The 25,857-nt window shown below is 58.7% G+C and carries 19 protein-coding genes and 2 pseudogenes; 11 read left to right on the forward strand and 10 right to left on the reverse strand.

The annotated features are described in order from the left end of the window. Positions 1–13 precede the first annotated feature (13 nt). Together fruA and tnpA are read left to right on the forward strand one after the other, a co-directional pair. A complete protein-coding gene (gene fruA / locus FJU30_RS24975; protein ID WP_150437686.1) occupies positions 14–1,702 on the forward strand; it encodes a PTS fructose transporter subunit IIBC in 1,689 nt (562 codons plus the stop codon). Positions 1,703–1,899: 197 nt separating this feature from the next. After that, a pseudogene (gene tnpA, locus FJU30_RS24980) lies at positions 1,900–2,324 on the forward strand (IS200/IS605 family transposase). A gap of 102 nt (positions 2,325–2,426) precedes the next feature. On the opposite strand, the gene nfo reads toward tnpA, so the two are convergent. Further along, positions 2,427–3,266, reverse strand: coding sequence for a deoxyribonuclease IV (gene nfo, locus FJU30_RS24985; protein WP_150437668.1), 840 nt, complete (start codon positions 3,264–3,266; stop codon positions 2,427–2,429). Between the two features lie 104 nt (positions 3,267–3,370). Continuing rightward, positions 3,371–4,453 (reverse strand): YeiH family protein, encoded by a 1,083-nt coding sequence (locus FJU30_RS24990; RefSeq protein ID WP_150437669.1) that lies wholly within the window; start codon positions 4,451–4,453, stop codon positions 3,371–3,373. A gap of 116 nt (positions 4,454–4,569) precedes the next feature. Between FJU30_RS24990 and yieE the strand changes: the two genes are divergently transcribed. The 4 genes from yieE (at position 4,570) to FJU30_RS25010 (ending at position 10,914) form a co-directional block, all read left to right on the forward strand. Next, positions 4,570–5,442 (forward strand): DNA-binding transcriptional regulator YeiE, encoded by an 873-nt coding sequence (gene yieE / locus FJU30_RS24995; protein WP_150437670.1) that lies wholly within the window; start codon positions 4,570–4,572, stop codon positions 5,440–5,442. Between the two features lie 137 nt (positions 5,443–5,579). After that, positions 5,580–7,061, forward strand: a complete 1,482-nt coding sequence (locus FJU30_RS25000; RefSeq protein ID WP_150437671.1) for an amino acid permease — start codon at positions 5,580–5,582, stop codon at positions 7,059–7,061. A 344-nt stretch (positions 7,062–7,405) separates the two neighbouring features. Beyond that, a complete protein-coding gene (locus FJU30_RS25005; RefSeq protein WP_150437672.1) occupies positions 7,406–9,520 on the forward strand; it encodes a TonB-dependent receptor domain-containing protein in 2,115 nt (704 codons plus the stop codon). Positions 9,521–9,969: 449 nt separating this feature from the next. Continuing rightward, positions 9,970–10,914, forward strand: a complete 945-nt coding sequence (locus FJU30_RS25010; RefSeq protein ID WP_150437673.1) for an NAD(P)-dependent oxidoreductase — start codon at positions 9,970–9,972, stop codon at positions 10,912–10,914. Between the two features lie 70 nt (positions 10,915–10,984). Here the strand turns inward: FJU30_RS25010 and FJU30_RS25015 are convergent, their stop codons facing one another. Both FJU30_RS25015 and FJU30_RS25020 read right to left on the reverse strand, forming a co-directional pair. After that, positions 10,985–11,908, reverse strand: coding sequence for an ABC transporter permease (locus tag FJU30_RS25015; RefSeq protein ID WP_223881702.1), 924 nt, complete (start codon positions 11,906–11,908; stop codon positions 10,985–10,987). A 71-nt stretch (positions 11,909–11,979) separates the two neighbouring features. Continuing rightward, positions 11,980–13,491: a sugar ABC transporter ATP-binding protein gene (locus tag FJU30_RS25020; protein ID WP_150437687.1), complete on the reverse strand. Its 1,512-nt coding sequence runs from the start codon at positions 13,489–13,491 to the stop codon at positions 11,980–11,982. Positions 13,492–13,871: 380 nt separating this feature from the next. Between FJU30_RS25020 and FJU30_RS25025 the strand changes: the two genes are divergently transcribed. Beyond that, positions 13,872–14,957: an oxidoreductase gene (locus tag FJU30_RS25025; RefSeq protein ID WP_150437675.1), complete on the forward strand. Its 1,086-nt coding sequence runs from the start codon at positions 13,872–13,874 to the stop codon at positions 14,955–14,957. Positions 14,958–15,023: 66 nt separating this feature from the next. On the opposite strand, the gene cbpM is transcribed toward FJU30_RS25025, so the two are convergent. The 3 genes from cbpM to FJU30_RS25040 form a co-directional block, all read right to left on the reverse strand. Further along, positions 15,024–15,341 (reverse strand): chaperone modulator CbpM, encoded by a 318-nt coding sequence (gene cbpM / locus FJU30_RS25030; RefSeq protein WP_150437676.1) that lies wholly within the window; start codon positions 15,339–15,341, stop codon positions 15,024–15,026. A 4-nt stretch (positions 15,342–15,345) separates the two neighbouring features. Beyond that, a complete protein-coding gene (gene cbpA / locus FJU30_RS25035; RefSeq protein ID WP_150437677.1) occupies positions 15,346–16,305 on the reverse strand; it encodes a curved DNA-binding protein in 960 nt (319 codons plus the stop codon). 179 nt (positions 16,306–16,484) lie between these two features. Beyond that, complete coding sequence (locus FJU30_RS25040) at positions 16,485–16,697, reverse strand: KTSC domain-containing protein (protein ID WP_150437678.1); 213 nt, start codon at positions 16,695–16,697, stop codon at positions 16,485–16,487. Positions 16,698–17,338: 641 nt separating this feature from the next. On the opposite strand from FJU30_RS25040, the gene FJU30_RS25045 reads away from it, so the two are divergent. Continuing rightward, positions 17,339–19,132 carry a methyl-accepting chemotaxis protein gene (locus tag FJU30_RS25045; RefSeq protein ID WP_317984062.1) on the forward strand — a complete coding sequence of 598 codons (1,794 nt, stop codon included), beginning with the start codon at positions 17,339–17,341 and terminating at the stop codon, positions 19,130–19,132. Between the two features lie 90 nt (positions 19,133–19,222). Here the strand turns inward: FJU30_RS25045 and fghA are convergent, their stop codons facing one another. The 3 genes from fghA to ptrR form a co-directional block, all read right to left on the reverse strand. After that, positions 19,223–20,071, reverse strand: coding sequence for an S-formylglutathione hydrolase (fghA, locus tag FJU30_RS25050; RefSeq protein WP_150437680.1), 849 nt, complete (start codon positions 20,069–20,071; stop codon positions 19,223–19,225). Between the two features lie 22 nt (positions 20,072–20,093). After that, positions 20,094–21,215: an S-(hydroxymethyl)glutathione dehydrogenase/class III alcohol dehydrogenase gene (locus FJU30_RS25055; RefSeq protein ID WP_150437681.1), complete on the reverse strand. Its 1,122-nt coding sequence runs from the start codon at positions 21,213–21,215 to the stop codon at positions 20,094–20,096. A 68-nt stretch (positions 21,216–21,283) separates the two neighbouring features. Continuing rightward, a complete protein-coding gene (gene ptrR, locus FJU30_RS25060) occupies positions 21,284–22,150 on the reverse strand; it encodes a putrescine utilization regulator PtrR (protein WP_150437682.1) in 867 nt (288 codons plus the stop codon). 142 nt (positions 22,151–22,292) lie between these two features. On the opposite strand from ptrR, the gene FJU30_RS25065 reads away from it, so the two are divergent. The 3 genes and pseudogenes from FJU30_RS25065 to FJU30_RS25075 form a co-directional block, all read left to right on the forward strand. Beyond that, complete coding sequence (locus FJU30_RS25065) at positions 22,293–23,444, forward strand: YbfB/YjiJ family MFS transporter (protein WP_150437683.1); 1,152 nt, start codon at positions 22,293–22,295, stop codon at positions 23,442–23,444. 474 nt (positions 23,445–23,918) lie between these two features. After that, positions 23,919–25,580 (forward strand): methyl-accepting chemotaxis protein, encoded by a 1,662-nt coding sequence (locus tag FJU30_RS25070; protein WP_150437684.1) that lies wholly within the window; start codon positions 23,919–23,921, stop codon positions 25,578–25,580. Between the two features lie 202 nt (positions 25,581–25,782). Further along, positions 25,783–25,857: pseudogene (locus FJU30_RS25075) on the forward strand (IS200/IS605 family transposase); the annotation flags it as partial.

The raw sequence follows: 25,857 nt of genomic DNA on the forward strand, positions 1-25,857 counted from the left end.
CAGGAGATGGATGATGAAAACGCTGCTGATAACAGATAAATCAATCGGTCAGGCGCAAAGCTATCTGGCGAAACGTATTCTCAGTGCGACCGCGGCCAGGGCCGGCCTGACGCCGACCGAACAGGTTCAGGACGCCGAACTGGTGATCGTACTCGGCGCCGCGGCGCCGGCCGATAGCGCGCTGAACGGCAAACCGCTGTTCAGGGGCGATATCGCCCAGGCGCTGGCCGAGCCGGAAGCCTTCCTGAATCAGGCGAAGAGCGAGGCTCAGCCTTATCAACCGCCTGTTGCGTCGGCAGACGCGCCGGCGTCGGGCCCCACGCGCATTGTGGCGGTGACCGCCTGTCCGACCGGCGTGGCGCATACCTTTATGGCCGCCGAAGCGATCGAAACGGAAGCGAAGAAACGCGGCTGGTGGGTGAAAGTTGAGACGCGCGGTTCGGTCGGCGCCGGCAACCCGATTTCGCCGGAAGAAGTTGAGCAGGCCGATGTGGTGATTGTCGCGGCGGATATCGAAGTCGATCTGAGCAAGTTCGCCGGCAAGAAAATGTACCGCACCTCTACGGGGCTGGCGCTGAAGAAAACGGCGCAGGAACTGGATAAGGCGCTGGCCGAAGCGACGGTTTATCAACCCGGCGGACAAAAAGGCAGCGCCGAGGCGGCCGGTCAGCCTAAAAAAGGCGGCACCGGTCCTTACAGCCACCTGTTGACCGGCGTGTCCTACATGCTGCCTGTCGTTGTGGCCGGCGGGTTGTGTATCGCGCTGTCGTTTATGTTCGGTATCGAAGCCTTTAAGGTTCAGGGGACGCTGGCCGCCGCGCTGAAAACGATCGGCGACGCGGCCTTTACGTTGATGGTTCCGGTACTGGCCGGTTATATCGCGTTCTCTATCGCCGATCGCCCCGGCCTGGCGCCGGGCCTGGTGGGCGGCGTGCTGGCCAATGCCATGGGGGCAGGCTTCCTCGGCGGGATCATCGCCGGTTTTCTGGCGGGCTATATTGCCAGAGCGATTAATAAGTATATTCAATTACCGCAGAGTATGTCGGCGCTGAAACCGATTTTGATTATTCCTCTATTAGCGACGTTGCTGATGGGGCTGATCATGGTCTACGGCATCGGCACGCCGGTAGCCCAGATCCTGATCGGTTTGACCCACTGGCTGCAATCGATGGGAACGGCAAATGCGGTGATCCTTGGCGCTATCCTGGGCGGTATGATGTGTACCGATATGGGCGGGCCGGTTAACAAAGTAGCCTACGTTTTCGGGACGACCCTGCTCAGCAGCCAGATCTATGGACCGATGGCCGCCGTGATGGCGGGCGGGATGGTGCCGCCGCTGGCGATGGGGCTGGCGACGTTCCTGGCGCGTAATAAGTTCAACACCACGGAACGGGAAGGGGGTAAGGCCGCACTGATCCTGGGGCTGTGCTTTATTTCCGAAGGGGCGATTCCTTATGCCGCACGTGACCCGATGCGTGTTCTGCCCTGCTGTATCCTCGGCGGCGCGCTGACCGGCGCGATCTCGATGGCGGTGGGCGCGAGCCTGATGGCGCCGCACGGCGGGCTGTTTGTGCTGCTGATCCCCGGCGCGATTACCCCGGTCGTCGGTTATCTGGTGGCGATTCTGGCCGGTACCGTGGTATCGGGCGTGCTGTACGCCTTCCTGAAACGGCCGGACGAGGTCGTGGCGAAAGTTGCCTAATCTAATGGATGACCCGCGTTAAACTGCTATTTGGTTAAAACGACAAGCCCCGGCGGGCGTATCCGCCGGGGCTTTTTTTATCACGCTTAAACCACCGCCCAGGGCGGTGGCGATCGCCCCTGTGGGGCTGGGGCCGTAGGATGCTCATGCTAAATACTGCCCCGGTTTGTTACCAGCAAATCAAAGGAGTAAATAGCGTGAGCAGGCATGAATCCGTTTCACGCCTATTCTATCGCTGTCGGTATCATCTCGTCTGGACACCGAAGTACAGACACAACATCCTTAAGGGCAATCCCGGAAAAGAGCCGGACCGAATCCTCTGTGTTTATTGCAATATGCATATGAAGAAATGCATGGTCGCAGAACTAGTCGCAGAACTAAATGTGCAGATAGCGCATTTGCCTTTGGTGGTAAACGCCGGGCCTGAGTGTTTCAGACCTGATGGGGTTTGTGAAAAAACGAACAGCGATAAGGCCGGTCGCAAAATTCCCCTGTCTGAAAAAGAAAAAATTGTGGGGAGAGCACTGCTGGCGAAGCGGTAATTCGCAGATATGCCAGGTATCAGGGCACGATAGCGAAAGCAAAAGCAGAAAGGCAAATGCGACCGGGGTTGGCGGAATAGTGTTTAAGCCCCCGTTTAGGGGGCCGTGTCAAAGTCGTCTGCTATGAAGGCGGCTTTTTGCTGTCTGTCCGCCGGTGAGGTTCGCGGCGCCGGATGGCCGCTTTACTGCTGCGCCTTGAGCCAGGCGATTTCCTGCGGCCAGATATCCGGGTTGACGGTTTCCAGAATCAGCGGAATACCGTCAAAGCGCGCGTCGCGCATAATGTAGCGAAATACGGTTTTGCCGATATTGCCCAGTCCCAGACTATGGTGGCGGTCCACGCGGCTATTGAATTCGCTTTTCGCATCGTTCAGGTGCATGCCGCGCAGATAGCGCAGCCCCACCACGCGCTCCAGCTCGCCGAAGGTGGCGTCGCAGTCGGCTTCGGTGCGCAGATCGTAACCGCCGGCGAAGGCGTGACAGGTGTCGATACAGACGCCGACCCGGCTCTTATCTTCCACGCCGTCGATGATGGCGGCCAGCTGTTCAAAGCGAAACCCCAGATTGCTGCCCTGACCGGCGGTGTTTTCGATCACCGCGGTCACGCCGGCGGTTTTGTCGAGCGCAATGTTGATCGATTCGGCGATGCGCGCCAGACAGGTCGCTTCATCGATTTGCCGCAGATGGCTGCCGGGATGAAAGTTAAGCAGGCTTAGCCCCAACTGCCGACAGCGCTGCATTTCATCAATAAACGCGGCGCGCGATTTCGCCAGCGCCTCGGCGTCGGGATGGCCCAGGTTAATCAGATAGCTGTCGTGCGGTAAAATCTGCGCCGCTGTGTAGCCATAGCGTTCGCACGCCAGCCGGAACAGCTCGATGGTGGCGGTACTCAGCGGGGCCGCCTGCCACTGACGTTGGTTTTTGGTAAACAGGGCAAAAGCGGTGGCTTCCAGTTGATGGGCCCGGACGACGGCCTGGTCGACGCCGCCCGCCGCGCTCACGTGTGCGCCTACAAACTTCATGCGTTTCTCCTCTGGTTGGCGCGCATTATGACATTATTTTCCGTCAGCGCCGCCAGTATGGCGGCAAAAAACACTGACGGCGCAAGAACGGCGCCGTCGGGAGATCAGGACAATCCGTATTGTACGGCCAGGTTGATGGCGCCGCCGCCGGCGATCAGCCAGATAAACAGCAGCAGTCCCAGCAGCAGCGGTCGCGCGCCGGCATGGTGGATCGCGCTGAGTCGGGTGGTCAGGCCCATGGCGCACATCGCCATCGCCAGCAGCCAGGTGTCCAGCAGGTTCAGTTCGTGCACCGCCTCGCGCGGCAGCAGGTGCCATGAGTTAAGCGCGGTGGCCGCGATAAACAGCAGCGCAAACCACGGAACGACGGCGAACCGTCGAGGCTGCCGGTCGTCGTCGATCCGGCGGTCTTTGCGCAGGCAAAACGACAGGATTAGCAGGAACGGGGCCAGCATCATGACGCGCAGCATTTTCGCGATAACGGCGGTGCTTTCGGTCAGCGGGCCAATGGCGTGGCCCGCCGCGACGACCTGTGCGACTTCGTGCGTGGTCGAGCCAAGATAAACCCCGAAAGTCTGCGGGTTAAAAAATGATCCGCTATAATATAAATCCAGTCGATAGATGGCTGGATAAAGAAACATTGCCGCGGTGCCGAAAATGACGACGGTGGAAACGGCGACGGCTATTTTATCGGATGATGCTTTGACCACAGGCGCGGTGGCAAGAACCGCCGCCGCGCCGCAAATACTGCTGCCCGCACCGATCAGTAACCACGTTTGTCGATCGAGTTTAAATACTTTTCTGCCCAGCAATCCTGCCAGCAGCAGGGTGGAGGTTAATGTCAGTAACCCAATAATCAGGCCGGACAGACCGATATCCATTATTTCCTGGAAACTAATCTGGAAACCGTACAATATAATGCCCAGACGTAATAAATATTGTTTTGCCCATTGCACACCCGGATCACAGCGTGAATGTAGCCATGGATACAGCGTATTGCCGATAATGATCCCTGCCACGATAGCGAGCGTCAACGTGCCTGCTCCCCACGCGGCAACGCCTGGCATTTTTCCTGCCTCAATCGCGCACAGCGAGATACACCCCGTGAAGATTAGCCCGGGAGTAATTTGCGGGTAACGTAGCCTTCCGGCACCCTGAGGCCGTAAGGCCGGAATTGATTCAGACATATAAACCTCATACTGCTTCTGACTCTGCAAGTATTGGCCAGACTACAGCTATGAGATTTAAAAGATAAATTTATTATATGCTTATAACCTATAGATATTAATGATAAGAGTCCGTTATGCACATTACTCTGCGACAAATTGAAGTTTTTACTGAGGTTCTGAAAAGCGGATCGACTACACAGGCATCCGTTGTGCTGGCGCTTTCGCAGTCGGCCGTCAGCGCGGCGCTGGCCGATTTGGAAAATCAGCTCAGCGTTCAGTTATTTGACCGGGTGGGAAAACGGCTGGTCGTCAATGAGCACGGCCGTCTGCTCTATCCAAAGGCGCTGGCGCTGTTGGAACAGTCACAGGAAATTGAGCAGTTATTTCGCCGTGAAAACGGCGCGCTGCGCATCTGCGCCAGCAGCACCATCGGCAATTATCTGCTGCCGCTGATGATTTCCCGCTATCGCCAGGATTTCCCGACGGCGCCGCTGGAACTGCACGTCGGCAATACGCTGGACGTTATCACGCTGGTCTCCGAATTTCGCGCGGACCTGGGGCTGATCGAGGGGCCCTGCCATCAGCCCGAACTCAGCACGCAGCCCTGGCTGGAGGATGAACTGGTCGTGTTTGCCGCGCCCGATCACCCGCTGGCCCGGCAACCGGTAACGCTGGACGATCTGGCGAAGACCTCGTGGATTTTGCGCGAGAGCGGTTCCGGCACGCGCGAAGTGCTGGATCATCTGCTGCTGACGCGTCTGCCGCCGATCCATTTGGTGATGGAACTGGGCAATTCCGAGGCGATTAAACACGCGGTGCGTTACGGTTTGGGCATCAGCTGTCTGTCGCGCTGGGTGATCGCCGAACAGCTGGAGGCGGGCACGCTGATCGAACTGCAGGTTCCGCTGCCGCCGCTGACCCGGACGCTGTATCTGATCCATCATCGGCAGAAACACATTTCAGCGGTGCTGCAGCGCTTTTTGAATTACTGCGTAGAGAGCATCTGATGACCCTGCGTGAATAATTCAGCTAATGATCGCGGGTGAATTATGAAGCTCTCTTATAATTGGGCGTTCCAGGTCAATCGGCCAGTGGCTATTTGTTACAATCCGCCCTCATTTTCGTCAGAGCATGCAGGATTCGAATGGCTCAGCAAGATATTCCGTCCCCGACAGGGGAAAATGTTTCTCTTCGCCGTGAACTAAAAGCGCGGCATTTAACGATGATCGCCATCGGCGGTTCAATCGGCACGGGGCTCTTCGTGGCTTCCGGCGCCACCGTCTCTCAGGCCGGTCCCGGCGGGGCATTATTATCCTATGCCCTGATTGGCCTGATGGTGTATTTCCTGATGACCAGCCTGGGCGAACTGGCCGCCTATATGCCGGTTTCCGGCTCGTTCTCCACCTACGGTTCGCGCTATGTGGAAGAAGGTTTCGGCTTCGCGCTGGGCTGGAACTACTGGTACAACTGGGCGGTGACGATTGCCGTCGAACTGGTGGCGGCGCAGCTGCTGATGGAGTACTGGTTTCCGGACGTGGCCGGCTGGATATGGAGCGCGCTGTTCCTCGCGCTGATGTTTTTGCTTAACTATATTTCCGTGAAGGGATTTGGTGAGGCCGAATACTGGTTCGCTCTGATCAAAGTCAGCACGGTGGTGGTGTTTATCATTATCGGCATTCTGATGATTATCGGCATCCTGAAGGGCGCGGAAAACGCCGGCTGGCATAACTGGCAGATTGGCGACGCGCCGTTCGCCGGCGGGTTCTCCGCCATGATCGGCGTGGCGATGATCGTCGGTTTCTCCTTTCAGGGTACGGAACTGATCGGCGTGGCGGCCGGCGAATCGCAGGATCCGGGCAAAAATATTCCGCGCGCGGTGCGTCAGGTGTTCTGGCGTATTCTGCTGTTCTATATTCTGGCTATCCTGATCATCAGCCTGATTATTCCTTATACCGATCCCAGCCTGCTGCGCAATGACATCAAGGATGTCAGCGTCAGCCCGTTCACCCTGGTGTTCCGTAACGCCGGGCTGCTGTCGGCGGCGGCGGTGATGAACGCGGTGATCCTGACCGCGGTGCTGTCGGCCGGCAACTCCGGTATGTACGCCTCGACCCGTATGCTGTTTATGCTGGCGAGCGAGGGGAAAGCGCCGCGTATGTTCGCCAGGCTATCGCGCGGAGGAGTGCCGCGCAACGCGCTGTACGCCACTACCATTGTCGCCGGCCTGTGCTTTCTTACTTCGCGCTTCGGCAACCAGACCGTCTACCTGTGGTTGCTCAATACCTCGGGGATGACCGGCTTTATCGCCTGGCTCGGCATATCCATCAGCCATTATCGTTTCCGCCGCGGTTATGTCCGCCAGGGGCACGATCTGAAGGAACTGCCGTATCGTTCAGGCTTCTTCCCGCTGGGGCCGATTTTTGCCTTTATCCTGTGCCTGATCATCACGCTGGGTCAAAACTATCAGGCGTTTCTGGCGGATAAGATCGACTGGTACGGCGTGGCCGCCACCTATATCGGTATTCCGCTGTTTTTGCTGATCTGGCTGGGCTATAAGCTGAGCCGCGGCACGCGCTTTATCCGCTACCAGGATATGACGTTCCCGGATCGTCACTCGCACCAATAGCGTTTTCCTGTTGCCTGGCCGCGGCCAGGCAAATTTTTATCCTGCCGTTTGCGACACCCGCGCCTTCATTTACTGCCTATTGTCCCATCCGCGACGTTTTCCCGTTTATTGAATAAATTTATTGATGCTGATTTTCTGCCACTCTGACGTTCTGTAACCATTCATGTAATGGTCATATTTGTGTTTTTATCTATTTATCAATCAATTATTTATTGAGCAAACGATTAACTAAATGAATATATTAATGATAATTATTTATATTTACATCCATTTCGAATTACTTACAATCAATGGTGCAAAAAAACTCATTTTGTTAATCGTTTGCCGGCTCGGGGGAAATAAAAATGCTAATAAATTTGAGAAAATCAGTGGCGTTGGCGCTGGCGGCGGCTGCACCGTCGGTGGCGGTCGGGGAAACGACCGATGAGACGATGGTGGTGACGGCCTCGGCGATTGAGCAGCGGCTGAAAGACGCGCCGGCCAGTATTTCGGTCATTACTGCGGAAGATCTGCAAAGGGACATCGGCAAATCCGCCACGGATTTAGCCGATGTGTTGGATCAGGTCGCGGGCATATCCAAAGCGATCGGCACCGATGTCAGTTCCGGCATTCAACTGCGCGGTATGCCGGCGGCTTATACTTTGCTGCTGGTCGATGGCAAACGCGTCGGGTCGAGCAACGGGGTGAAAAGCACGCAGCAGAACTACTTTGATGATATTAACTGGATCCCGATCGAATCGATTGAGCGTATTGAGATTGTGCGTGGCCCGATGTCCTCGCTCTATGGTTCCGACGCGATGGGCGGGGTGGTGAATATCATCACCAAAAAGAACACCAGCGTATGGAGCGGCGCGCTGACGGCGGGCACGCGTCAGCCGGAGGGCTCAAGCCGCGGCGATACCAATACCTATACTGCGACGCTCGGCGGGCCGCTCGGCAACGGTTTCTCATTACGCCTGAACGGTTCGTGGAATAAGCGCAACCCGGATCAAACCGATACGAACGCTCTGCGCTTCGGCACCGGTCTGGAAGGGAAAAAACGCTATAACTATGGCGCGGAACTGACGTGGGATATTAATGACAATCATCAGCTCAGCGTCGGCGCCATCAGAGGCAAGGAGCAGGGAATTCAGGGGACGACCGATGCGGGCAGTACGGTGAACCTGCGCGGCGTGACCGAACTGGAACGCGAAAATTATTCGATCGATTACCGCGGGCTATTCGATTTCGGCAGCGCAAAACTTTCCGCTTATCAAAATAAATATCAGAACTTCGCCAGCAATGTGCCGATCGTCTCCAATGGCGTGGCGATCGGTTCGCAGGATACCGAACTGTGGAATAAAGACCGGATTATCGAAGGAAATATTAATATTCCCTTCGAGTTTCTTGTTCCCCAGAGCATCACGTTCGGCGGGCAGTGGATGAAGGAAGAGCTGTATAATCCGCGTTCGATCGGCTCTGTCGCCGGCACCCCGACCTACGGTTCGCACCACGGCGAGGCCACCAGTAAAGGGATCTTCGTTGAGGACCAGCTTAACCTGCTGGATGACTTGTCCCTGACGCTGGGGCTGCGCCATGACGATACCGAATACGGCAGCCAGACCACGCCAAGAGCCTATCTGGTCTATCACGCCGCCGATTATCTGACCCTGAAGGGCGGCTATTCGGAAGGTTTCAAAGCGCCGTCGATCCGTCAGGCGAGTTTAGGCTTTATTGAAACGTCGCAGGGCGCCGGGTGTAACGGTTATGCGGATTACACCGGCGGCGGCTGCTACACCACCGGCAACGATAGCCTCAAGCCGGAGACCTCGGAAAACTGGGAAATCGGCGCGCTGTTTGATTATAACGGCTGGGCCGCCGGGCTGACTTTCTTCGACAGCCGCTTTAAGAACAAACTCGCCACCGCGCCTATCGGCTATATCGATGGCGATACTTCCGGCCGTTATTGGCTGGAGCGCGTCAACCTGGATTCCGCGCGTACCCAGGGGCTGGAAGGCAATCTGGATATTCCGCTGGTGAGCGAGCCGGTTGCGCCGTGGCTGAACAGATTAACTTTACGCAATAGCTTTACGCGTATGATTAAAGCTGAGGACAGCAAAGGCGTTATGCTGGTGACCACGCCGAAGTTCACCAGTTACTCTTCGCTGGACTGGGCGGTCAACGAACAGCTGAGCCTGGCGTTTACCGCGCACTATTACGGTAAGATGCTGGGGCTGAACAGCGCGGCGGATCAGGCCTCGCGCAGCTCAACCGCCACCGCCAGAATCCGCAATTCTTATTTCATTTATGGCCTGTCCGGCCAGTATCGCGCCAGCAAAAACCTGAAGTTTAACGTCGGGGTCGATAACCTGTTTGATAAAGATCCGGTATCGGAAAACCCGTCGGGCAGCGCAACCAGCGGTAATAACTATTATGTGCCGGGCAGAACGTTCTATGCGTCTATGACGGCGTCGTTCTGATTGTTATTGACGTCGCATAGCCGCAGCGATGCGCGTCATGCCTGGCCGGCCGGTGCGTTATGACCGGCCGGCCTGTTTTCTGCGCCGTCGGCCATCCGGCCCGGTCGGCAATTTCATCCGTTCGGGCGTAAAATCATGCGCCCGCAATGGCGCCCGGCGGGATATTACCGAGCTGGCCTCTCCCGAACCTTCGCTTATTATGATTAAATGATAAACAATTGCTGATATACCCACCGTATTTCAGGTTGCCGCGGCGCGGACGCCTTCCGTCACCCGGCTTTCCGGCCTCGCCCGGCGCGGCTGTTGCACACAGCGTTCCTCCACCGCTTAGTTCGCTAAGGGGTCAAAGAGCATTCGTTTGTCGGCGGCTTGCAGCCTGAAATCGATGGGGTATTGTATTTATTTCCCTGTAGCAGGGGGAAAGGGGCCAACCACGGGGATGTGCCAGTATGCTAAAAATCACTTTTCTCGATCGGGGTTCATTGCCCGCCGACCTGTCCTTTGATAAACCGCGCTGTGAGCATCAGTGGGAGGAGTATGATATCACCCTGCCGGAACAGGTGACGGCGCGCGCGGCCGGCAGTGATGTTATCGTCACCAGCAAGGTGGTGCTGAACCGGGAAACGCTGCAGGCTCTGCCGCAGTTAAAGTTGATCGCGGTCATCGCGACCGGTATCAATAACATCGATCAGCAGGCGGCCGGCGAACTGGGCATCGCGATAAAAAATGTGCCGTCCTATTCCGCGCAGTCGGTATCCGAACACGTGATGGCGATGATTTTCGCGCTGCGGCACGGGCTGCCGGGCTGGCAGCACGATATACAGCGCGAACGCTGGGCCAGCCAGCGGCAGTTTTGCTATTTCGATCATCCGGTGCGGGATATCGCCGGATCGGCGCTGGGGATTATCGGCGCCGGGGCGATCGGCGGTGCGGTGGCGCGGCTGGCGTCGGCGGTAGGCATGCGCGTGCTGCTGGCCGAACGCCGGGGCGCGCCGATCTGCCGGCCGGGCTATCTGCCGTTTGAACAGGTGCTGCAGCAGGCGGACATTCTCTCGTTACACTGCCCGCTGACGGCGGAAACAGACCGTATGATCAACAGCGAAACGCTGTCGCTGTGTCATCCGTCGACGCTGCTGATTAATACCGCGCGCGGGGGATTAGTTGACGAACCGGCGCTGCTCCATGCGCTGGAGCACGGCATTATCGGCGGCGCGGCGCTGGACAGCCTGACGCGCGAACCGCCCGCGCGGGAAAATATTTTGCTGCAGGCGGCGAAAACCCGCGCCAATTTGCTGATTACCCCGCATATCGCCTGGAGTTCGCCTTCGGCGCTCCAGACGTTGATGAGCAGAACTATCGACAATATCGAGCGCTTCGCCGCCGGGCAGTCCTGAGAGGGCGGGCGGTCATCGCCCGCCGTCCGCGCGTATTCTCTGCGCCGGCCGCTTAGTTCAGACGGCGATCTCAGGGGCGTTTCTGTACATAGGTCATCGCCAGCGCCAGCGCCAGCACCAGCCCCTTAATGATGTCCATCGCGTAATAGGGCACGGACAGCATCACCAGACCGTTTTGCAGCACGCCGAGAATCACGGCGCCGACCAGCGTGCCGAAGGCGTTGGGCTTGCCGGAACCCGCCAGCGAAAAGCCGATATAGGCGGCCGCCACCGCATCCATCAGGTAGCCGCCGCCGGCGTTGACCTGGGAGGAACCAATACGCGAAGCCAGCAAAATGCCGCCCAGACCGGCCAGCAGCGCGGAAAACACATAGGCCTGCACCCGGTAGCGGGTGGTGCGGATGCCCGCCAGTCTGGCCGCTTCGGGGTTGCCGCCGATGGCGTACATGCGACGGCCGTGTTTGGTCAGCGACAGCCAGAGCTGTACCACCAGCGTGACGATCAGCATGATGACTACGATCAGCGGCACCTGGCCGAGGGTGGAAAACACTTCCGGGATCACGCCTTCCGCCATTTCGCCGTTCGGCATCACCATATTTTGCGTGATTGAACCGCCGTAGCTGTAGGTCATGGCGACGCCCTGAATCACGAACAGACTGGCCAGCGTGGCCAGCATATCGGGAATTTTCAGCACCACGATCAGGAAGGCGTTGAACAGTCCGACCAGCGTACACAGCAGCAGCGTCAGCATAATCGCGCCGGTGGTGCCGAAGCCATGCCAGGCGAACAGCGAGATCACCAGCGCGTTGGCCAGCGAGGCGGTGGAGCCGACCGACAGGTCAAAGCCGCCGATGGACAGCGAGATCGATACGCCGATGGCGATAACGGTAACGATGGCGATCGAGCGCAGGATATTGATGATGTTGTACGGGTCAAGAAAGTTATCCGAGGCCAGACCAAACAGGGCGATCAGCGCCACCACGGTCAGCAACATGCCCCATTTGTACAAAAATTCATACAGATGATGGCGTAAGGGTAATGTCCGCTCAGGCGAAAGTGGGTTACTCACGCGGGAGTTCCTCCGGTTGAATATAATAATAATGTTTCTTCATCGACGCTGGCGGCGTCAAGTTCCGCCACGATCCGCCCGTCCCACAGCACGCAGATACGGTCGCACAGGCCCACCAATTCAGAGAACTCGCCGGAAGCGTAGACGATGCCTTTGCCTTCGCGCGCCAGTCCGTCGATCAGGGTGAACAGGTCCTGTTTAGCCTTGATATCCACGCCTTTGGTCGGTTCGTCGAAAATCAGCACCTGGGCATTGCTGCGCAGCCACTTGCCGATCGCCACTTTCTGCTGGTTGCCGCCGGACAGACGACGCAGGATCTGCGCCGCGCCGGTGGTGCGAATGCCCAGCCGTTCGATGACCTGCCGCGCCCACTGACGCGCCCGCCGACGGCTGAACACGCCGTAGCGCGAAAAGCTATTATCGGCGCTGACGCTCAGGTTCATGGCGACCGACTCATCGATGAAGATGCCTTCCTTGCGGCGCTCTTCCGGCACCAGTGCTATCCCCTGTTCAACGGATCGCCAGGGCGCGCGCGGACGCCAGGCTCGCCCCCGGTACGCGCCGCGGCTGATGCGGCTGGCGCTGGCGCCGAACAGCGCTTTGCACAGTTCGGTTTTGCCGGCGCCGGCCAGCCCGGCGATGCCCAGGATCTCGCCTTCATGCAGGGTCAGAGAAATATCCTGCAGCAGGGTATCGTCGTGCAATCCGTGCACTTCGAGCAGCGGCTGGCGCGCCGGGGCGACGCGACGCGGCGGAAAGATATCGTTCAGCTGGTGGCCGAGCATTCTTTCCACGATCTGCTCGCCGTTGAGGCCCTGCATATCGCCGCTGCTGACCTGCTTGCCGTCGCGCAGTACCGTCAGGGTGTCGCAGATATCGCGGATTTCGTGGATGCGGTGCGAAATAAACACGATGCCGATCCCCTCGGCCTGCAGGCGCCGCACCACCTGAAACAGCCGGGCGCTTTCGGCCTGATCGAGCGGCGCGGTAGGTTCATCAAGGATAAGGAAACGGCAGCGGTGCGATAGCGCGCGCGCCAGCAAAATCTGCTGTTTTTCCGCCAGCGAACAATTTTCAAGACGCTGGCGCACGTTAATGGACACGCCCAGTTGTCCGAGCAGGGCGCGCGCCTGGCGGTGCAGCGCGCGCCAGTTCATCAGGTGCCCGTCCTGCGCCAGAGTATCCAGCATGATATTCTCGGCGACCGACAGCATCGGCACCAGCGCGGCGTCGACTTCCTGCTGCACCAGATGTATACCGTGTTGCTTTGCCTGGCGCGGCGTGCGGATCTCCACCGGCTGACCGTCGATCAGAATCTCGCCCTGATAGTGAGCGTGAGCGCCGGAGAGAATGGTCATCAGCGTGGACTTCCCCGCGCCGTTCGCGCCGGTCAGCGCGTGCACCGTCGCGCCATGCAGCGTGAAGTCAACCTGTTGCAACGCATGGAAGCCGGCAAACGAAATGGAAATGTCGCGCATTTCCAGGCTTGAGGGCCGGGTGGTGGACATCATATTCGATAAGGGTTCCTGACAGTCGATTCGCGACTGGCGAAAATACCATATTAACGACGTGCGTGACGCGTTATTTCAGCCGAACGACCGGTGCGCCATAAACAAAAAAGGCATAAGTTAAAGAAAAAAATTATTAACTGCCGCGACCGGAGTACATAAGATAGAGCTTTCATGCGGCAAGCCGCAGGTACGTTGGTTTTGTTACCCGGTCCATCCATGTGGCTCGCCCTTGCAGGGCCGCCTGCCCGGGCCGCTTACTGTTGTAAGTCGCCGGGGATTCGCTGCGTCACCGCCTTCCTGCAGCGCGAATATTTTGGGTAATGCGATACGCAACCCTTGTCGCCGCAAAACGCCATAACAGCAAGGAACCACATTTCATGAGCAGCACAGATATTCGCGTCCAGGTCGGGCCGGCTAATTATTTCTCTTTCCCGGGCGCGATAGACAAATTGACGGAATTCTATTCCGCGGATGCCCTGCGACACGCGCTGTGGATCGGCGGCCGGCGCGCGCTGAGCGCGGCCAAACCCTGGCTGCCGGCGGCCTATGCGTCCGCCGACGCCCGCCGGGCCGAAACCGGCGCGCACTGCAGCGAACGCGAAGTGGCCGAGCTGGTGGCGCTGGGCGGCGACGATCGCCAACTGGTGATCGGGATCGGCGGCGGCGCGGTGCTGGATACCGCCAAAGTAGTGGCGCGTCGTCTCGGCGTACCGCTGGTGGCCATCCCCACCATCGCCGCTACCTGCGCCGCCTGGACCCCGCTGTCGGTGTGGTATGACGACGCCGGCCAGGCGCTGCGTTTTGAGATCTTTAGCGACGCCAATCACCTGGTGCTGGTCGAGCCGCGTATTATTCTTAACGCGCCGGCCGAATACCTGCTGGCGGGTATTGGCGATACGCTGGCGAAATGGTATGAAGCGGTGGTGCTGGCGCCTCAGCCGGCGTCTCTGTCGCTGACGGTGCGGCTGGGGCTGCAGACGGCGCAGGATATTCGCGACGTGCTGTTGCGCCAGAGCGAGGCGGCGCTGAACGCTGTGCGTCAGGGCGAGCTAAGCCAGGATTTTCTCGACGTGGTGGATGCGATTATCGCCGGCGGCGGGATGGTCGGCGGGCTGGGCGAACGCTATACGCGCGTGGCCGCGGCGCACGCGATTCACAATGGGTTAACCGTACTGCCGCAGACCGAGCGTTTCCTGCACGGCACCAAAGTGGCCTACGGCATTCTGGTGCAGAGCGCGCTGTTGGGCGATGAGTCGACCCTGCGCCAGTTGAGCGCCACTTCCCGTACGCTGGGCCTGCCGGCCACGCTGGCGGCGCTGGACGTGGATATTCATGACCGGCAGGCGCTGCGGACGGTGATCGCGCGCGCGCTGCAGCCGGGCGAATCGATCCACTATCTGCCGGTCGCGCTGGATGAGCAGACGCTGTTCGCCGCGCTGGAGCGGGTTGAGGCGTTGGCGTAGCGGGCGCGGCCGCCGAGGCCGAACCCGGCGGGCCGTCGGCAGACGGTCTGCCGGGGCAGGGGACGGTTACGACGCCGGGCGATCGGTCAGAAAGCGACGCAGCTGACGGCGCAGGCGCTGGTTTTCATCGCGTAATTGCTCGATGTTGCCCATTAGCGTCAGGGCGACGGCGATGCCGGACCAGTCGAGATCCAGTTCGCGGTGCAACTGCGTGGCGCGCCGCACGACGCACAGCGCCTCATGATCAAAGCACCACTCCGTCGTCTGCGTTTTTTTCGGCTCAACCACGCCCAGGCCAACGATTTCCTGCAGCTCATCATGTGAAATACCGACATAGCGACAGAACTCCGTCACCGTAAAGGTTACTTCAAACTCATCAGCCATTGTGCTATTTCCATTCTGTCCGGGGATTAAACGAGGCCTGGGCGTCGGCCAACTGCTGCCAGAGTTCGGCCGTTTTGTCGTCCGGGCGCGGCGGCATAACCACTTTCAGCGCCGCATACAGATCGCCGGTGGTTTTCTTGTTCACCAGCCCTTTGCCTTTGATGCGCAGCCGTTGACCGGTCTGGCTGCCGGGCGGGATCGTCATGCTGACCTGGCCGGTCAGCGTCGGGATCGCCACCCGCGCGCCGAGCGCCGCTTCCCACGGCGCCAGCGGCACCACGATCTGCAGATCGTGGCCGTTAATATCAAACAGCGGATGCGGCGCAATGCGGATGGTGAGATATAAATCGCCGTTTGGACCGCCGTTAACGCCGGCCACGCCCTGGCCCTTCAGGCGAATGCGCTCCCGATCGCCGACGCCCGCCGGGATCCTGACGTTCAGCGTTTTGGGCACCTCTCTTTCCTGCCGGCCGAATACATCGTAAACCGGCAGGCGATATTCGATGGTGCGCGATTGTTCGCTCAGCGTCTCTTCCAGCAGCATGGCGCACTCCATTTCGACATCCTGACCGCGCATCGCCTGCGCGCCGCCGCCGCGGGCGTCGAAATGTTGGCTGTAGCCGCCGCGGCCGCCGAAAATAGATTCGAAGAAGTCGGAGAAGTCCTGCCCGGCGTGGGCGGAATGCGCGCCCTGCCGTTGAGTATCGCCGCCTGGTCGCTGCCACTGGCGGCCGAAGTCGGGGTCGTCGCGGTGCTGGCGCAGCTGGTCGTATTCGGCGCGCCGTTCGCTGTCTTTCAGCACTTCATAGGCCTCGGCAACCTCCTTGAACTTGCTCTCGGCTTCCGCTTCGCTGCTGACATCGGGGTGATATTTACGTGCTAAGCGCCGGTAGGCGGTCTTGATGGCTTTCAGATCGTCAGCGGGTTTAACACCCAGAATTGCATAGTAATCCTTGAACTCCATGAGGCGGTATCCTCAATTCATCTGTGGTCGGAGGCCGGTCTGGCGCCTCGTCGGGTGCCTGGTCGCGTACCTCGCGGCAACGGCGCCGGCGGCGCCGTTTTCCTGCGGGCACTTGGTTTGAGTTTAGCGCTTTATGCTGGACAGGGGCAGTCTTTGCCAGAAAATGTGCTCGCCGACGCTCAGCGCAACTTCTCATACGGAAACGCGGTTTTAATATAGCGGGTGTAATAGCGGTTCTTACTGGTGCTGTTCATCAGCTCTTCATAGATCATACGCGCCACGTTGCGGTACTGGTACAGCCCGCCGTTCAGCATTTCAATTTCCAGAATATGTTTCTCTTCATCATAACCGACGGAAAACAGCTCGGCGGATGATACTCGTTTACGTAGCAAATCAATGTCCTCCTGACTTTACGCGTCTCTCATCTTTAGCGATGAAAGATCGAAATCGCAACTTTTTGACTGAGTTGGGCGGCGCCGTATCATGGGACATTCAACGTCTTCCCGGGCCGTTTTGGCGCCGGCCCCGGTGAATGCCATACGCTGAGTCAGGGCGGATCGCCGGGCTAAATCCTCGTGCGGAACAGGGGGATAATACCCCGGCGCAGGAGGAAACTCACGCCAAAGATAGCGCGCTATGCATTGCCGCATATTGCCCGACGCTTCATTGTGGGAGATCAAACTTTGGCCGGATAAGTTCGGGAAAATCATTAAAGAAACGGCATCGCGGGACGATAAAAAATACGTGAGTTAAATCACACTATGGCAACCGGTCTGTGAGATACCGGCGCAGCGGCTGCTCCTGTTTAGACATTTGGTTAATTGAAGGGAGAACATCCAATGTCAGGTGAATTGGTATCCTGGTCTTTGTCCCGTACGCCTTCTGCGAAAAAAAAAACAAACTTTCCACGCGCGCGCTGGTATTAATTAGCACTATCGGCGCCATCGCATTAGGTTTCATTATCACGGTCGGTATCCTCCTGCGGCAATCCAGCCACCAGCAAGAACTCGTCGCTCAGCAATATCTCTCTCAGATGACCTATGCCAATATCTCGCTGATACAGAATCGGTTAGATAACGCCATATCCGCCGCCCACGGTTTGATTCAGGGCGTACAGGCTCTGCAGGAAACCGGTAATCCGGACCGCGGCGTTGCCGAGGCCATGTTAAAAAATACATTGCGCCATCATCCTGAATTGCTCTCTATGTCGCTGGCCTGGGAGCCTGACGCTTTCGACGGCAAGGACCAGCAGTACGCCGCCTTGCCCGACCAGGACCCCAAAGGGCGTTTTGTTCGCTATGTCGATCGCGATCCCGCCGGCAATATTGCGCTGCATAACCTGACGGACTACGAAACGCCCGGCAGCGGCGACTACTACCTGCTGCCGCGCAAACTGCAAAAAGAGGTGGTGCTGGATCCCTACAGCTACGCCTATAACGGCGTAGAAACGTTACTGACCTCCATCGCCGTTCCCATCATGGTCAACGGCAAGTTTTATGGCTCCGTCTCCGTGGACTTCTCGCTTGAGAAACTGCAGCAGTTTGTCGACGGCATCCGCTCTTATCCCGGCGCCTACGCACAGCTGTTTTCCCACACCGGCGTGTTTATCGCTCATCCGGATAAAAGCCGCATCGGTCAGCGCTCTAAAAGCAGTCAGGCGCTGCTGGCCGGCGTCGCGAACGGTAACATCAACATTCAGCAACGCTACAGCGACACGCTGAACGCCGATGTTTTCAATATTAATGCGCCGGTCGCTATCGGCAATACCGGCACGCCCTGGGTGCTGGGGTTGGCGATCCCGGTTCATGAGGTGATGGCGCAGGCCGTGCGGCAGCGCAATATCGCCATCCTGCTGACGCTATTGAGCATCGTTGTGGTGTCCGGCGTGGTAGGCATTATCTTCACCCGCAAGGTGTTACGCACCGTGGGCGGCGAACCGTCCGATGCGGCCGACATCGCCCTGGCGGTGGCGCAGGGCGATCTTACTTACGCCATTCCCGTCGAAGCTAAAGATCAGCACAGTATTTTCTATGCGCTGTCCGTGATGCAGCAACAGCTGAAGGCGATTGCGGAACGGCTTATCGATACCAGCGAACAGGTCAACCGCGGCGCCGGCGAGATCGCGCAGGGCAACGCCGATCTGGCGTCGCGCACCGATCAGCAGGCCGCCGCGCTGGAGGAAACCGCCGCCAGCATGGAACAGATCACCGCAACGGTGAAGCAGAATGCCGATAATGCGCGCAACGCGACCCGGCTCTCCAATAACGCCGCGCAGATCGCCCAGCGCGGCGACACTATTTCCCGTCAGGTCATCGGAATTATGGGCGAGATCGATGAGAACTCGCAAAAAATCGGCGAGATTATCAATATCATCGATAGCATCGCTTTTCAGACCAACATTCTGGCGCTCAACGCGGCGGTGGAAGCGGCGCGCGCCGGCGAACAGGGGCGCGGTTTTGCCGTGGTGGCCGGCGAAGTGCGCAATCTGGCGCAGCGCAGCGCCAACGCCGCGAAGGATATCAGCGCGATGATCGGCGAGTCGGCGTCGCGCGTCGGACGCGGCGTCGAGCTGGTGGAGAGTTCCGGTAAGACCATGCAGGAGATGCTGACGGCGGTCACCTCGGTGAAAGATATGATGGAAGAGATCGTTTCCGCTTCGGAAGAGCAGTCGCGCGGCATCAGTCAGGTCACTCAGGCGGTCCATGAAATGGATGGCGTCACGCAGCAAAACGCCACCCTGGTGCAGCACGCGACCCGTTCGGTAACCTCGCTGGAGCAACAGGTCAGAGAGCTGGAGCAAACCGTGATGGTGTTCCGCCTCTCCTGATGCGCGCCGCGCTTCGGCGCCGCCGCGTCGCGTTATCCGGCGCGCTGATCGGCATCCCGTGCGGGAGACTGGCCAGCGCGCGGCGAAGGCTCAGCGTTCGGTCAGCAGATAGCGCGCGTGGAAGCGCAGATGGTCCTCAATAAAGCTGGCGATAAAAAAATAGCTGTGGTCATAGCCGGACTGGGTGCGCAGGGTTAGCGGCCAGTCGTGCTGTCGCGCCAGCTGTTCCAGCCGATCGGGCTGCAGCTGATCGGCCAGGAACTGATCGACGTCGCCCTGATCGACCAGAATCGGCAGACGCGCTTCGCAGTGCGCCAGCAAATAGCAACTGTCGTAAGGCTGCCAGCGGCGTTCATCCTCTCCCAGATAGGCGCTGAACGCCTTTCGCCCCCACGGCACCCGGCTGGGATTGACGATGGGCGCGAAGGCCGATACGGACTGATAACGCTGCGGATTGCGCAGCGCGATAACCAGCGCGCCGTGGCCGCCCATTGAGTGGCCGCTGATGGACTGACGTTCGCTGACGTTGAAGTGTTGTTTAATCAACGTCGGCAGTTCGTGACTGACATAGTCATACATGCGGTAATGCGCATCCCACGGCGGCTGGCTGGCGTTAAGGTAAAAACCGGCGCCCTGGCCCAGATCGTAACCCTCATCGTCGGCCACTCCGTCGCCGCGCGGGCTGGTGTCCGGCATAACCAGCACGATGCCCAGTTCGGCGGCTACCCGTTGCGCGCCTGCCTTGGTGGTAAAGTTTTCATCGTTACAGGTCAGGCCCGACAGCCAGTACAATACCGGCGGAGGCGCGTCGTTGTGCAGCGGCGGCAGATAGAGACTGAACGTCATGGCGCAGTTCAGGCTGTCGGACGCGTGCCGGTAGCGCTGTTGCCAGCCGCCGAACAGACGATGTTCTTCAAGCAGTTCCAGTGCGGTATTCATCCCGTGTCTGCCTCCTGTCCGGTTAGCTAAAATGGATGACTGAACGAATCGACTTACCCTCATGCATCAAATCAAAGGCCTCATTGATTTGCTCCAGCGGCATGGTGTGGGTAATAAAGTCATTCAGTTTGAATTCGCCGTCGAGATAGCGATCGACGATCCCCGGCAGCTGGCTGCGGCCTTTTACGCCGCCGAAGGCTGAACCGCGCCATACGCGGCCGGTCACCAACTGGAACGGCCGGGTGGCGATCTCTTCGCCGGCGCCGGCGACGCCGATGATCACCGATTCCCCCCAGCCTTTGTGACAGCACTCCAGCGCCGAGCGCATGACGTTGACGTTGCCGATACATTCGAACGAGAAATCCACGCCGCCGTCGGTCAGTTCAACAATCACTTCCTGAATCGGTTTGTGGTAATCCTGCGGATTGATTAGATCGGTGGCGCCCAGTTTACGGGCCAGATCGAATTTGCTGGTGTTGATATCGATGCCGATGATGCGTCCTGCGCCCGCCATGGCGGCGCCGATGATGGCCGACAGACCGATGCCGCCCAGACCGAAAATGGCGACGCTGTCGCCCTTCTGCACTTTGGCGGTGTTGATCACCGCGCCCATGCCGGTGGTAACGCCGCAGCCCAGCAGGCAGACTTCTTCCAGAGGCGCCGCCGGGTTGATTTTAGCCAGCGAAATTTCCGGCACGACGGTGTATTCGGAGAAGGTCGACGTTCCCATATAGTGGAAAATCGGCTGCCCGTCTTTAAAAAAACGGGTGGTGCCGTCGGGCATTAGCCCTTTGCCCTGCGTCGCGCGGATCGCCTGACACAGGTTGGTCTTGCCGGAGAGGCAGAATTTACATGCGCCGCATTCCGGCGTGTACAGCGGAATGACGTGATCGCCCGGGCTAACGCTGGTTACGCCTTCACCCACCGCTTCGACAATTCCGCCGCCTTCATGACCGAGTATGGCCGGAAAGACGCCTTCGGGATCTTTACCGGACAGGGTATAGGCGTCGGTATGGCAAACGCCGGTCGCCACAATGCGCACCAGCACTTCGCCTTTTTGCGGCGGCATTAAATCCACTTCTTCTATCGACAGCGGCTGATTGGGGCCCCAGGCGACGGCGGCGCGGGTTTTAATCATTGGCATGGTGTGCTCCTGTTTTGTGATATGGTTAATTTAATGTATTAATAATGATAATAATATGTTTCATTTGGCTAGCGGTCGTTGTGCTCGATAATCAGTTTTTTTAGCGCTTCGATATTGGGTCCGAATGCGTCTCTACGCCAGATCAGCCAGGTCGGGGCGTCGGCAATCGGCTCCGGCAGCGCGTGGAGCCGGACCTGCTCTCTGCCGGGCAGCCGCGCCAGCACCGCATGCGGCAGCAGCGCCAGTCCGGCGCCGCCGGCGACGCCGGCCAGCATGGCGTGCCAGGAGTGGACCTCGTTAATGGCGCCCGGCGGCACGCCATCCTGCCGAAACCAGGTCTCCAGCCGCTGGCGGCAGGTACAGCCGGGAGGAAAGGTGAACAGCGGCTCGCCGGCGGCATCGCGCGCCGTCAGCACCGGCGCGTGTTGTCGCGCGGAGATCAGGACCAGCCGGTCGCTGAACGACATGCAGCCGTGCAGCGGGCCGCTGGCCAGCGGGCCATCGACCAGCGCGCAGGCCAGCGTGCCGGCGCGCACGCGATCAATCATGTCGCAGGATGTGCCGACGCTGAGCGCCAGCGCGACCTGAGGATGACGCTGATGAAACGCGGCCAGCAGTTCGGGCAGGCGCGTCGCCGCAGCGCTTTCCGTCGCGCCCAACGCGAAGTGGCCGCCGGGTTCGCCGCTGCGCGTCATGTCCATGGCCTCTTCGCTCAGCGCCAGAATACGCTGCGCGTAACATAAGAAATTGTGTCCGACCGGCGACAGACGCAGGCGCTGTTTTTCTCGAATAAAGAGGCTGACGCCAAGCTCCTGCTCCAGCTGGCGCAGCCGGGTCGTAAGGTTGGAGGGTACGCGCTGCAGGTGCTCAGCCGCGCGCGCGACCGAGCCGGTTTCGGCGACCAGGCAAAGCATGCGTAACTGAGTTAAATCCATAGTTTTCTCTTTCTGTCACTAATCTGTTAAATGTTGTTCTTTTTTTGTGAGTGTAGTGATAACGCGGGCGATGAGCAATGGGGATTTTGCCCGCCGTCCGCCTTGATGCCGCCGTGCGGCAGCGATCCGTCAGGAGAAAGGAATGAGCGTAACGCCGTCTGATTCAGTCAGGGCGCCGGCGATTGCCGTTACCGGGTTTGTGGTGCTGGTGGTGGCGATGGGCATTGGCCGTTTTGCTTTTACCCCGCAGCTGCCGTTAATGATCGCCGAACATCAACTGACGTTGACCAGCGCCGGTCTGGTCGCGTCGATGAACTATCTGGGTTATCTGCTCGGCGCGTGGGATGCGATGCGCGCGCGCCGTTTCGTGGTGCTGCGCCTGTGGGCCAGCCTGGCGGGCGCTATCGTGCTGACGCTGCTGTCGGCCGCGCTGGAAGGGCCCTGGTGGCATGGTTTGCTGCGCTTCGCGCTGGGCTGGACCAGCGCCTGGTCACTGGTGCTGATCGCCGCCTGGAGCAGCGAACGGCTGGCGCACTGCGGCCGTCCGGCGCTGGGCGCCGCGGTATTCGCCGGGCCGGGCGCCGGTATTGCGATCAGCGGGCTACTGGCGCCGGCGCTGTCCGCACTGGCGTTCAGCGCCGCTCAGGCGTGGCTGGTCTATGGCGCGTTGGCGCTGGCGCTCACGTTGCTGGTCTGTCGCTACCTGCCGCGCGGCCAGGCGCATGCGGCGAGCGACTCGCCGTCGCCGCCGCTGCATCTGTCTCCCGCGATGAAACGATTAGTCATCTCCTATAGTCTGGCCGGCTTTGGCTACATTTTGCCGGCTACCTTTCTGTCGCAAATGGCCGCCGCACGCTTCCCGGCCAGTCTGCTGGCGCAGTTTGTCTGGCCGGTGTTCGGCGCGGCGTCGGTACTGGGCATCCTGTTAGGCATTGTCACGCGGCATTATCTGAGCGCCTCGCATCGCCTGGCCTTAACGCTATGGGGGCAGGCCGCCGGCGTGCTGGCCGCGCTGTTGTTGCCGGGCATCGGCGGTCTGGCGCTGGGCGCGCTGCTTATTGGCGGCGGATTTCTCAATGTGGTGCAGCTGGCCCTGCAGTGCGGACGCGAGTTGGCCGCGCAGCATGGCCGCTATATGGCCGGGCTATTGACCACCGGTTACGCCATTGGTCAACTGGCCGGGCCGCTATTATCGGCTATTTCCAGTTGGCTAACCCGGCAACTGGAGCCTGCGCTGTATGTCGCTTTTCTGTGCTTAATCCTGGCGGGGCTATTCGTCTGGCCACGCAAATAATAGGCCATTGCTGATCTTTCCGGCTGCGCGCGGGGCGATTCGCGTTGGCAGGCGCACTCTCTTATCTTTGACCGTCTCGTCGGTGATATGACCGATGGTGATTAATAGTGCGCTAAATATTAAATCTATTTTATTTAACTGAATTAAATGGTTTTTATTTATCACTATCGGTTAAAAGGTATTTAAGCTGATATATTCATTCATTGATAGCTATAAGCTATCATTTTTATTTTTTTGATCGGAAAATATGATCAAATCAGTAAAGATTTACGCCAGATTGCCGATATAACCGGTGGCTCACGATCTATTTTCATCGTTATCGTCGTTTCGCTGAGTGCCATACATCGCCAGCGGCGCAGTTTCATGGCCGATCTGGATGAGGGGAAGAAATGAGAGAAATAAAAATCGCGCCGAGATAATTTCTGTACCGCAAAGGCGGGTCTGCATAATCACTCTATCAACAGGGAATCTATTGTGAACTTCTTAAAAAACATTACTATCAGGGCTATGTTGCTGATTATACTAGGTATATTCCTTGTTCTCTGGGGCGGAGTATCCTGGTTTACCTTATCGTCGCTCAACCATATGACCTTTTTATTGAGTCAGAGCGAGGCGCAGAAGGAGAGCGTCCAGTCAACCGGGCTGGCCAGCGATCAATATCTGCGCACGACGTTGCGTCTGGTGCGCGTGGTCGAGTCGCTGCAGGCCGGCGATCAGGCCGCGGCTGAAAAAGATCTCGGCGCGGCGGCGGATTCGCTGGCGAAAACCAAAGCGGCGCTGGAGGCATTTAAGTCCAACCAGGACGCGGTCGGCCGCAATCCGGCGGCGGATAATCTGGTCAGCGTCTGGACGCAGATGCTCAACGATGGTTTAACGCCAATGTTTAATCTTGTTAAAGAAAACCGCATCAGCGAATACCGGACCTTCAATAAAAATCACTATCTGCCGCTTAGCCAGGCCTTTTCCGCCGCGGCGGAAAATTACTCTTCAACGCTGGAACACGATTATTCACAGCAGGTCTATTCGCTGGCGGACCGCTGTAAGCAGGTATTGATTGTCGCCATTCTGCTTGGGCTGCTGATGCTATTTCTGACTGACCGCTATCTGGTGAATTACCTGGTGAAACCGTTGGATATGATTAAACGCTATTTTCATATTTTGGCGGACGGCCAGTTGAGTACTCCTTTGACGGAGTTTGGCCGTAACTGTGTCGGGCAACTGATCCCGTACCTGAAAGATATGCAGAAAAGCCTGATTGGCACGGTCTCTACCATTCGCAGCAGCACCGAATCCATTTATCGGGGTTCGAGCGAAATCAGCGCCGGCAATCACGATCTCTCGTCGCGAACCGAGCAGCAGGCGGCGGCACTGGAAGAAACCGCCGCCAGTATGGAGCAGCTCGCGGCGACGGTGAAGCAGAATGCGGATAATGTACACCAGGCGAGTAAACTGGCGCAGGATGCATCGGCGGCCGCGAAAAATGGCGGTCAGATTACCGGCGAAGTGGTCGACACCATGGACAGTATCGCCACCAGCTCACGTAAGATCGCCGATATTACCAGCGTAATTAACGGAATCGCTTTCCAGACCAATATTCTGGCGCTTAACGCGGCGGTTGAGGCGGCGCGGGCGGGCGAGCAGGGGCGCGGTTTCGCCGTGGTGGCGGGCGAGGTACGCAGCCTTGCGCAGCGCAGCGCACAGGCGGCAAAAGAAATTGAAGGACTGATTGCCGAGTCGGTTGAACGGGTGAATACCGGTTCCAGTCAGGTCAGCCGGGCCGGCGATGCGATGAAGAGTATTATTACTTCCATCACCCAGGTGAATGATCTGATGGGGGAAATCTCGTCCGCATCCGACGAGCAGAGCAAAGGGATCAGCCAGGTCGGACAGGCGGTGAATGAAATGGATGGCGTCACTCAGCAGAACGCGGCGCTGGTGCAGCAATCCGCGGCGGCGGCGGCCTTGCTGGAACAGCAGGCGCGTCAATTGACTGAGGCGGTCGCCGTCTTCCAGTTGCCGGGCGTTGCGCAGGCGTCAACCGCCGTCGCCCGCGCGGCAAATACGGGCAGGCCGGCGGCATTACTCAAGCCGGCGGCGGCCGAGTTGCCGAATAAGGATAACTGGGAAAAATTTTAGTCCCACGTTAACGCGGCTGACAGGCCTGCCGGAGCCGGACGTTTTTACGTCCGGCTTTTTGTCTATAGAAAACCCCCAGCTAGGCTGGGGGTTCCGTAAAGCTTTCAGCTATAAGTCGGTTATAAAAACCCCTTTCGATTTGTTAAAACCCCTTGCGGTCTGGCAACTGCAAAAGTTAAACAAAAATTGAAAGGGGGTCCCAATGGGGGACGAAAAGAGCTTAGCGCACACCCGATGGAACTGTAAATATCACATAGTATTTGCGCCGAAATACCGA

The sequence above is a fragment of the Affinibrenneria salicis genome (assembly GCF_008710095.1).

What these genes read in the sequence shown, in the direction of transcription:
- fruA (WP_150437686.1), top strand. Translation starts at nt 14, where the DNA reads ATGAAAACGCTGCTGATAACAGATAAATCAATCGGTCAGGCGCAAAGC.
- nfo (WP_150437668.1), bottom strand. Translation starts at nt 3,266, where the DNA reads ATGAAGTTTGTAGGCGCACACGTGAGCGCGGCGGGCGGCGTCGACCAG.
- FJU30_RS24990 (WP_150437669.1), bottom strand. Translation starts at nt 4,453, where the DNA reads ATGTCTGAATCAATTCCGGCCTTACGGCCTCAGGGTGCCGGAAGGCTA.
- yieE (WP_150437670.1), top strand. Translation starts at nt 4,570, where the DNA reads ATGCACATTACTCTGCGACAAATTGAAGTTTTTACTGAGGTTCTGAAA.
- FJU30_RS25000 (WP_150437671.1), top strand. Translation starts at nt 5,580, where the DNA reads ATGGCTCAGCAAGATATTCCGTCCCCGACAGGGGAAAATGTTTCTCTT.
- FJU30_RS25005 (WP_150437672.1), top strand. Translation starts at nt 7,406, where the DNA reads ATGCTAATAAATTTGAGAAAATCAGTGGCGTTGGCGCTGGCGGCGGCT.
- FJU30_RS25010 (WP_150437673.1), top strand. Translation starts at nt 9,970, where the DNA reads ATGCTAAAAATCACTTTTCTCGATCGGGGTTCATTGCCCGCCGACCTG.
- FJU30_RS25015 (WP_223881702.1), bottom strand. Translation starts at nt 11,908, where the DNA reads ATGTTGCTGACCGTGGTGGCGCTGATCGCCCTGTTTGGTCTGGCCTCG.
- FJU30_RS25020 (WP_150437687.1), bottom strand. Translation starts at nt 13,491, where the DNA reads ATGTCCACCACCCGGCCCTCAAGCCTGGAAATGCGCGACATTTCCATT.
- FJU30_RS25025 (WP_150437675.1), top strand. Translation starts at nt 13,872, where the DNA reads ATGAGCAGCACAGATATTCGCGTCCAGGTCGGGCCGGCTAATTATTTC.
- cbpM (WP_150437676.1), bottom strand. Translation starts at nt 15,341, where the DNA reads ATGGCTGATGAGTTTGAAGTAACCTTTACGGTGACGGAGTTCTGTCGC.
- cbpA (WP_150437677.1), bottom strand. Translation starts at nt 16,305, where the DNA reads ATGGAGTTCAAGGATTACTATGCAATTCTGGGTGTTAAACCCGCTGAC.
- FJU30_RS25045 (WP_317984062.1), top strand. Translation starts at nt 17,339, where the DNA reads ATGACCTATGCCAATATCTCGCTGATACAGAATCGGTTAGATAACGCC.
- fghA (WP_150437680.1), bottom strand. Translation starts at nt 20,071, where the DNA reads ATGAATACCGCACTGGAACTGCTTGAAGAACATCGTCTGTTCGGCGGC.
- FJU30_RS25055 (WP_150437681.1), bottom strand. Translation starts at nt 21,215, where the DNA reads ATGCCAATGATTAAAACCCGCGCCGCCGTCGCCTGGGGCCCCAATCAG.
- ptrR (WP_150437682.1), bottom strand. Translation starts at nt 22,150, where the DNA reads ATGGATTTAACTCAGTTACGCATGCTTTGCCTGGTCGCCGAAACCGGC.
- FJU30_RS25065 (WP_150437683.1), top strand. Translation starts at nt 22,293, where the DNA reads ATGAGCGTAACGCCGTCTGATTCAGTCAGGGCGCCGGCGATTGCCGTT.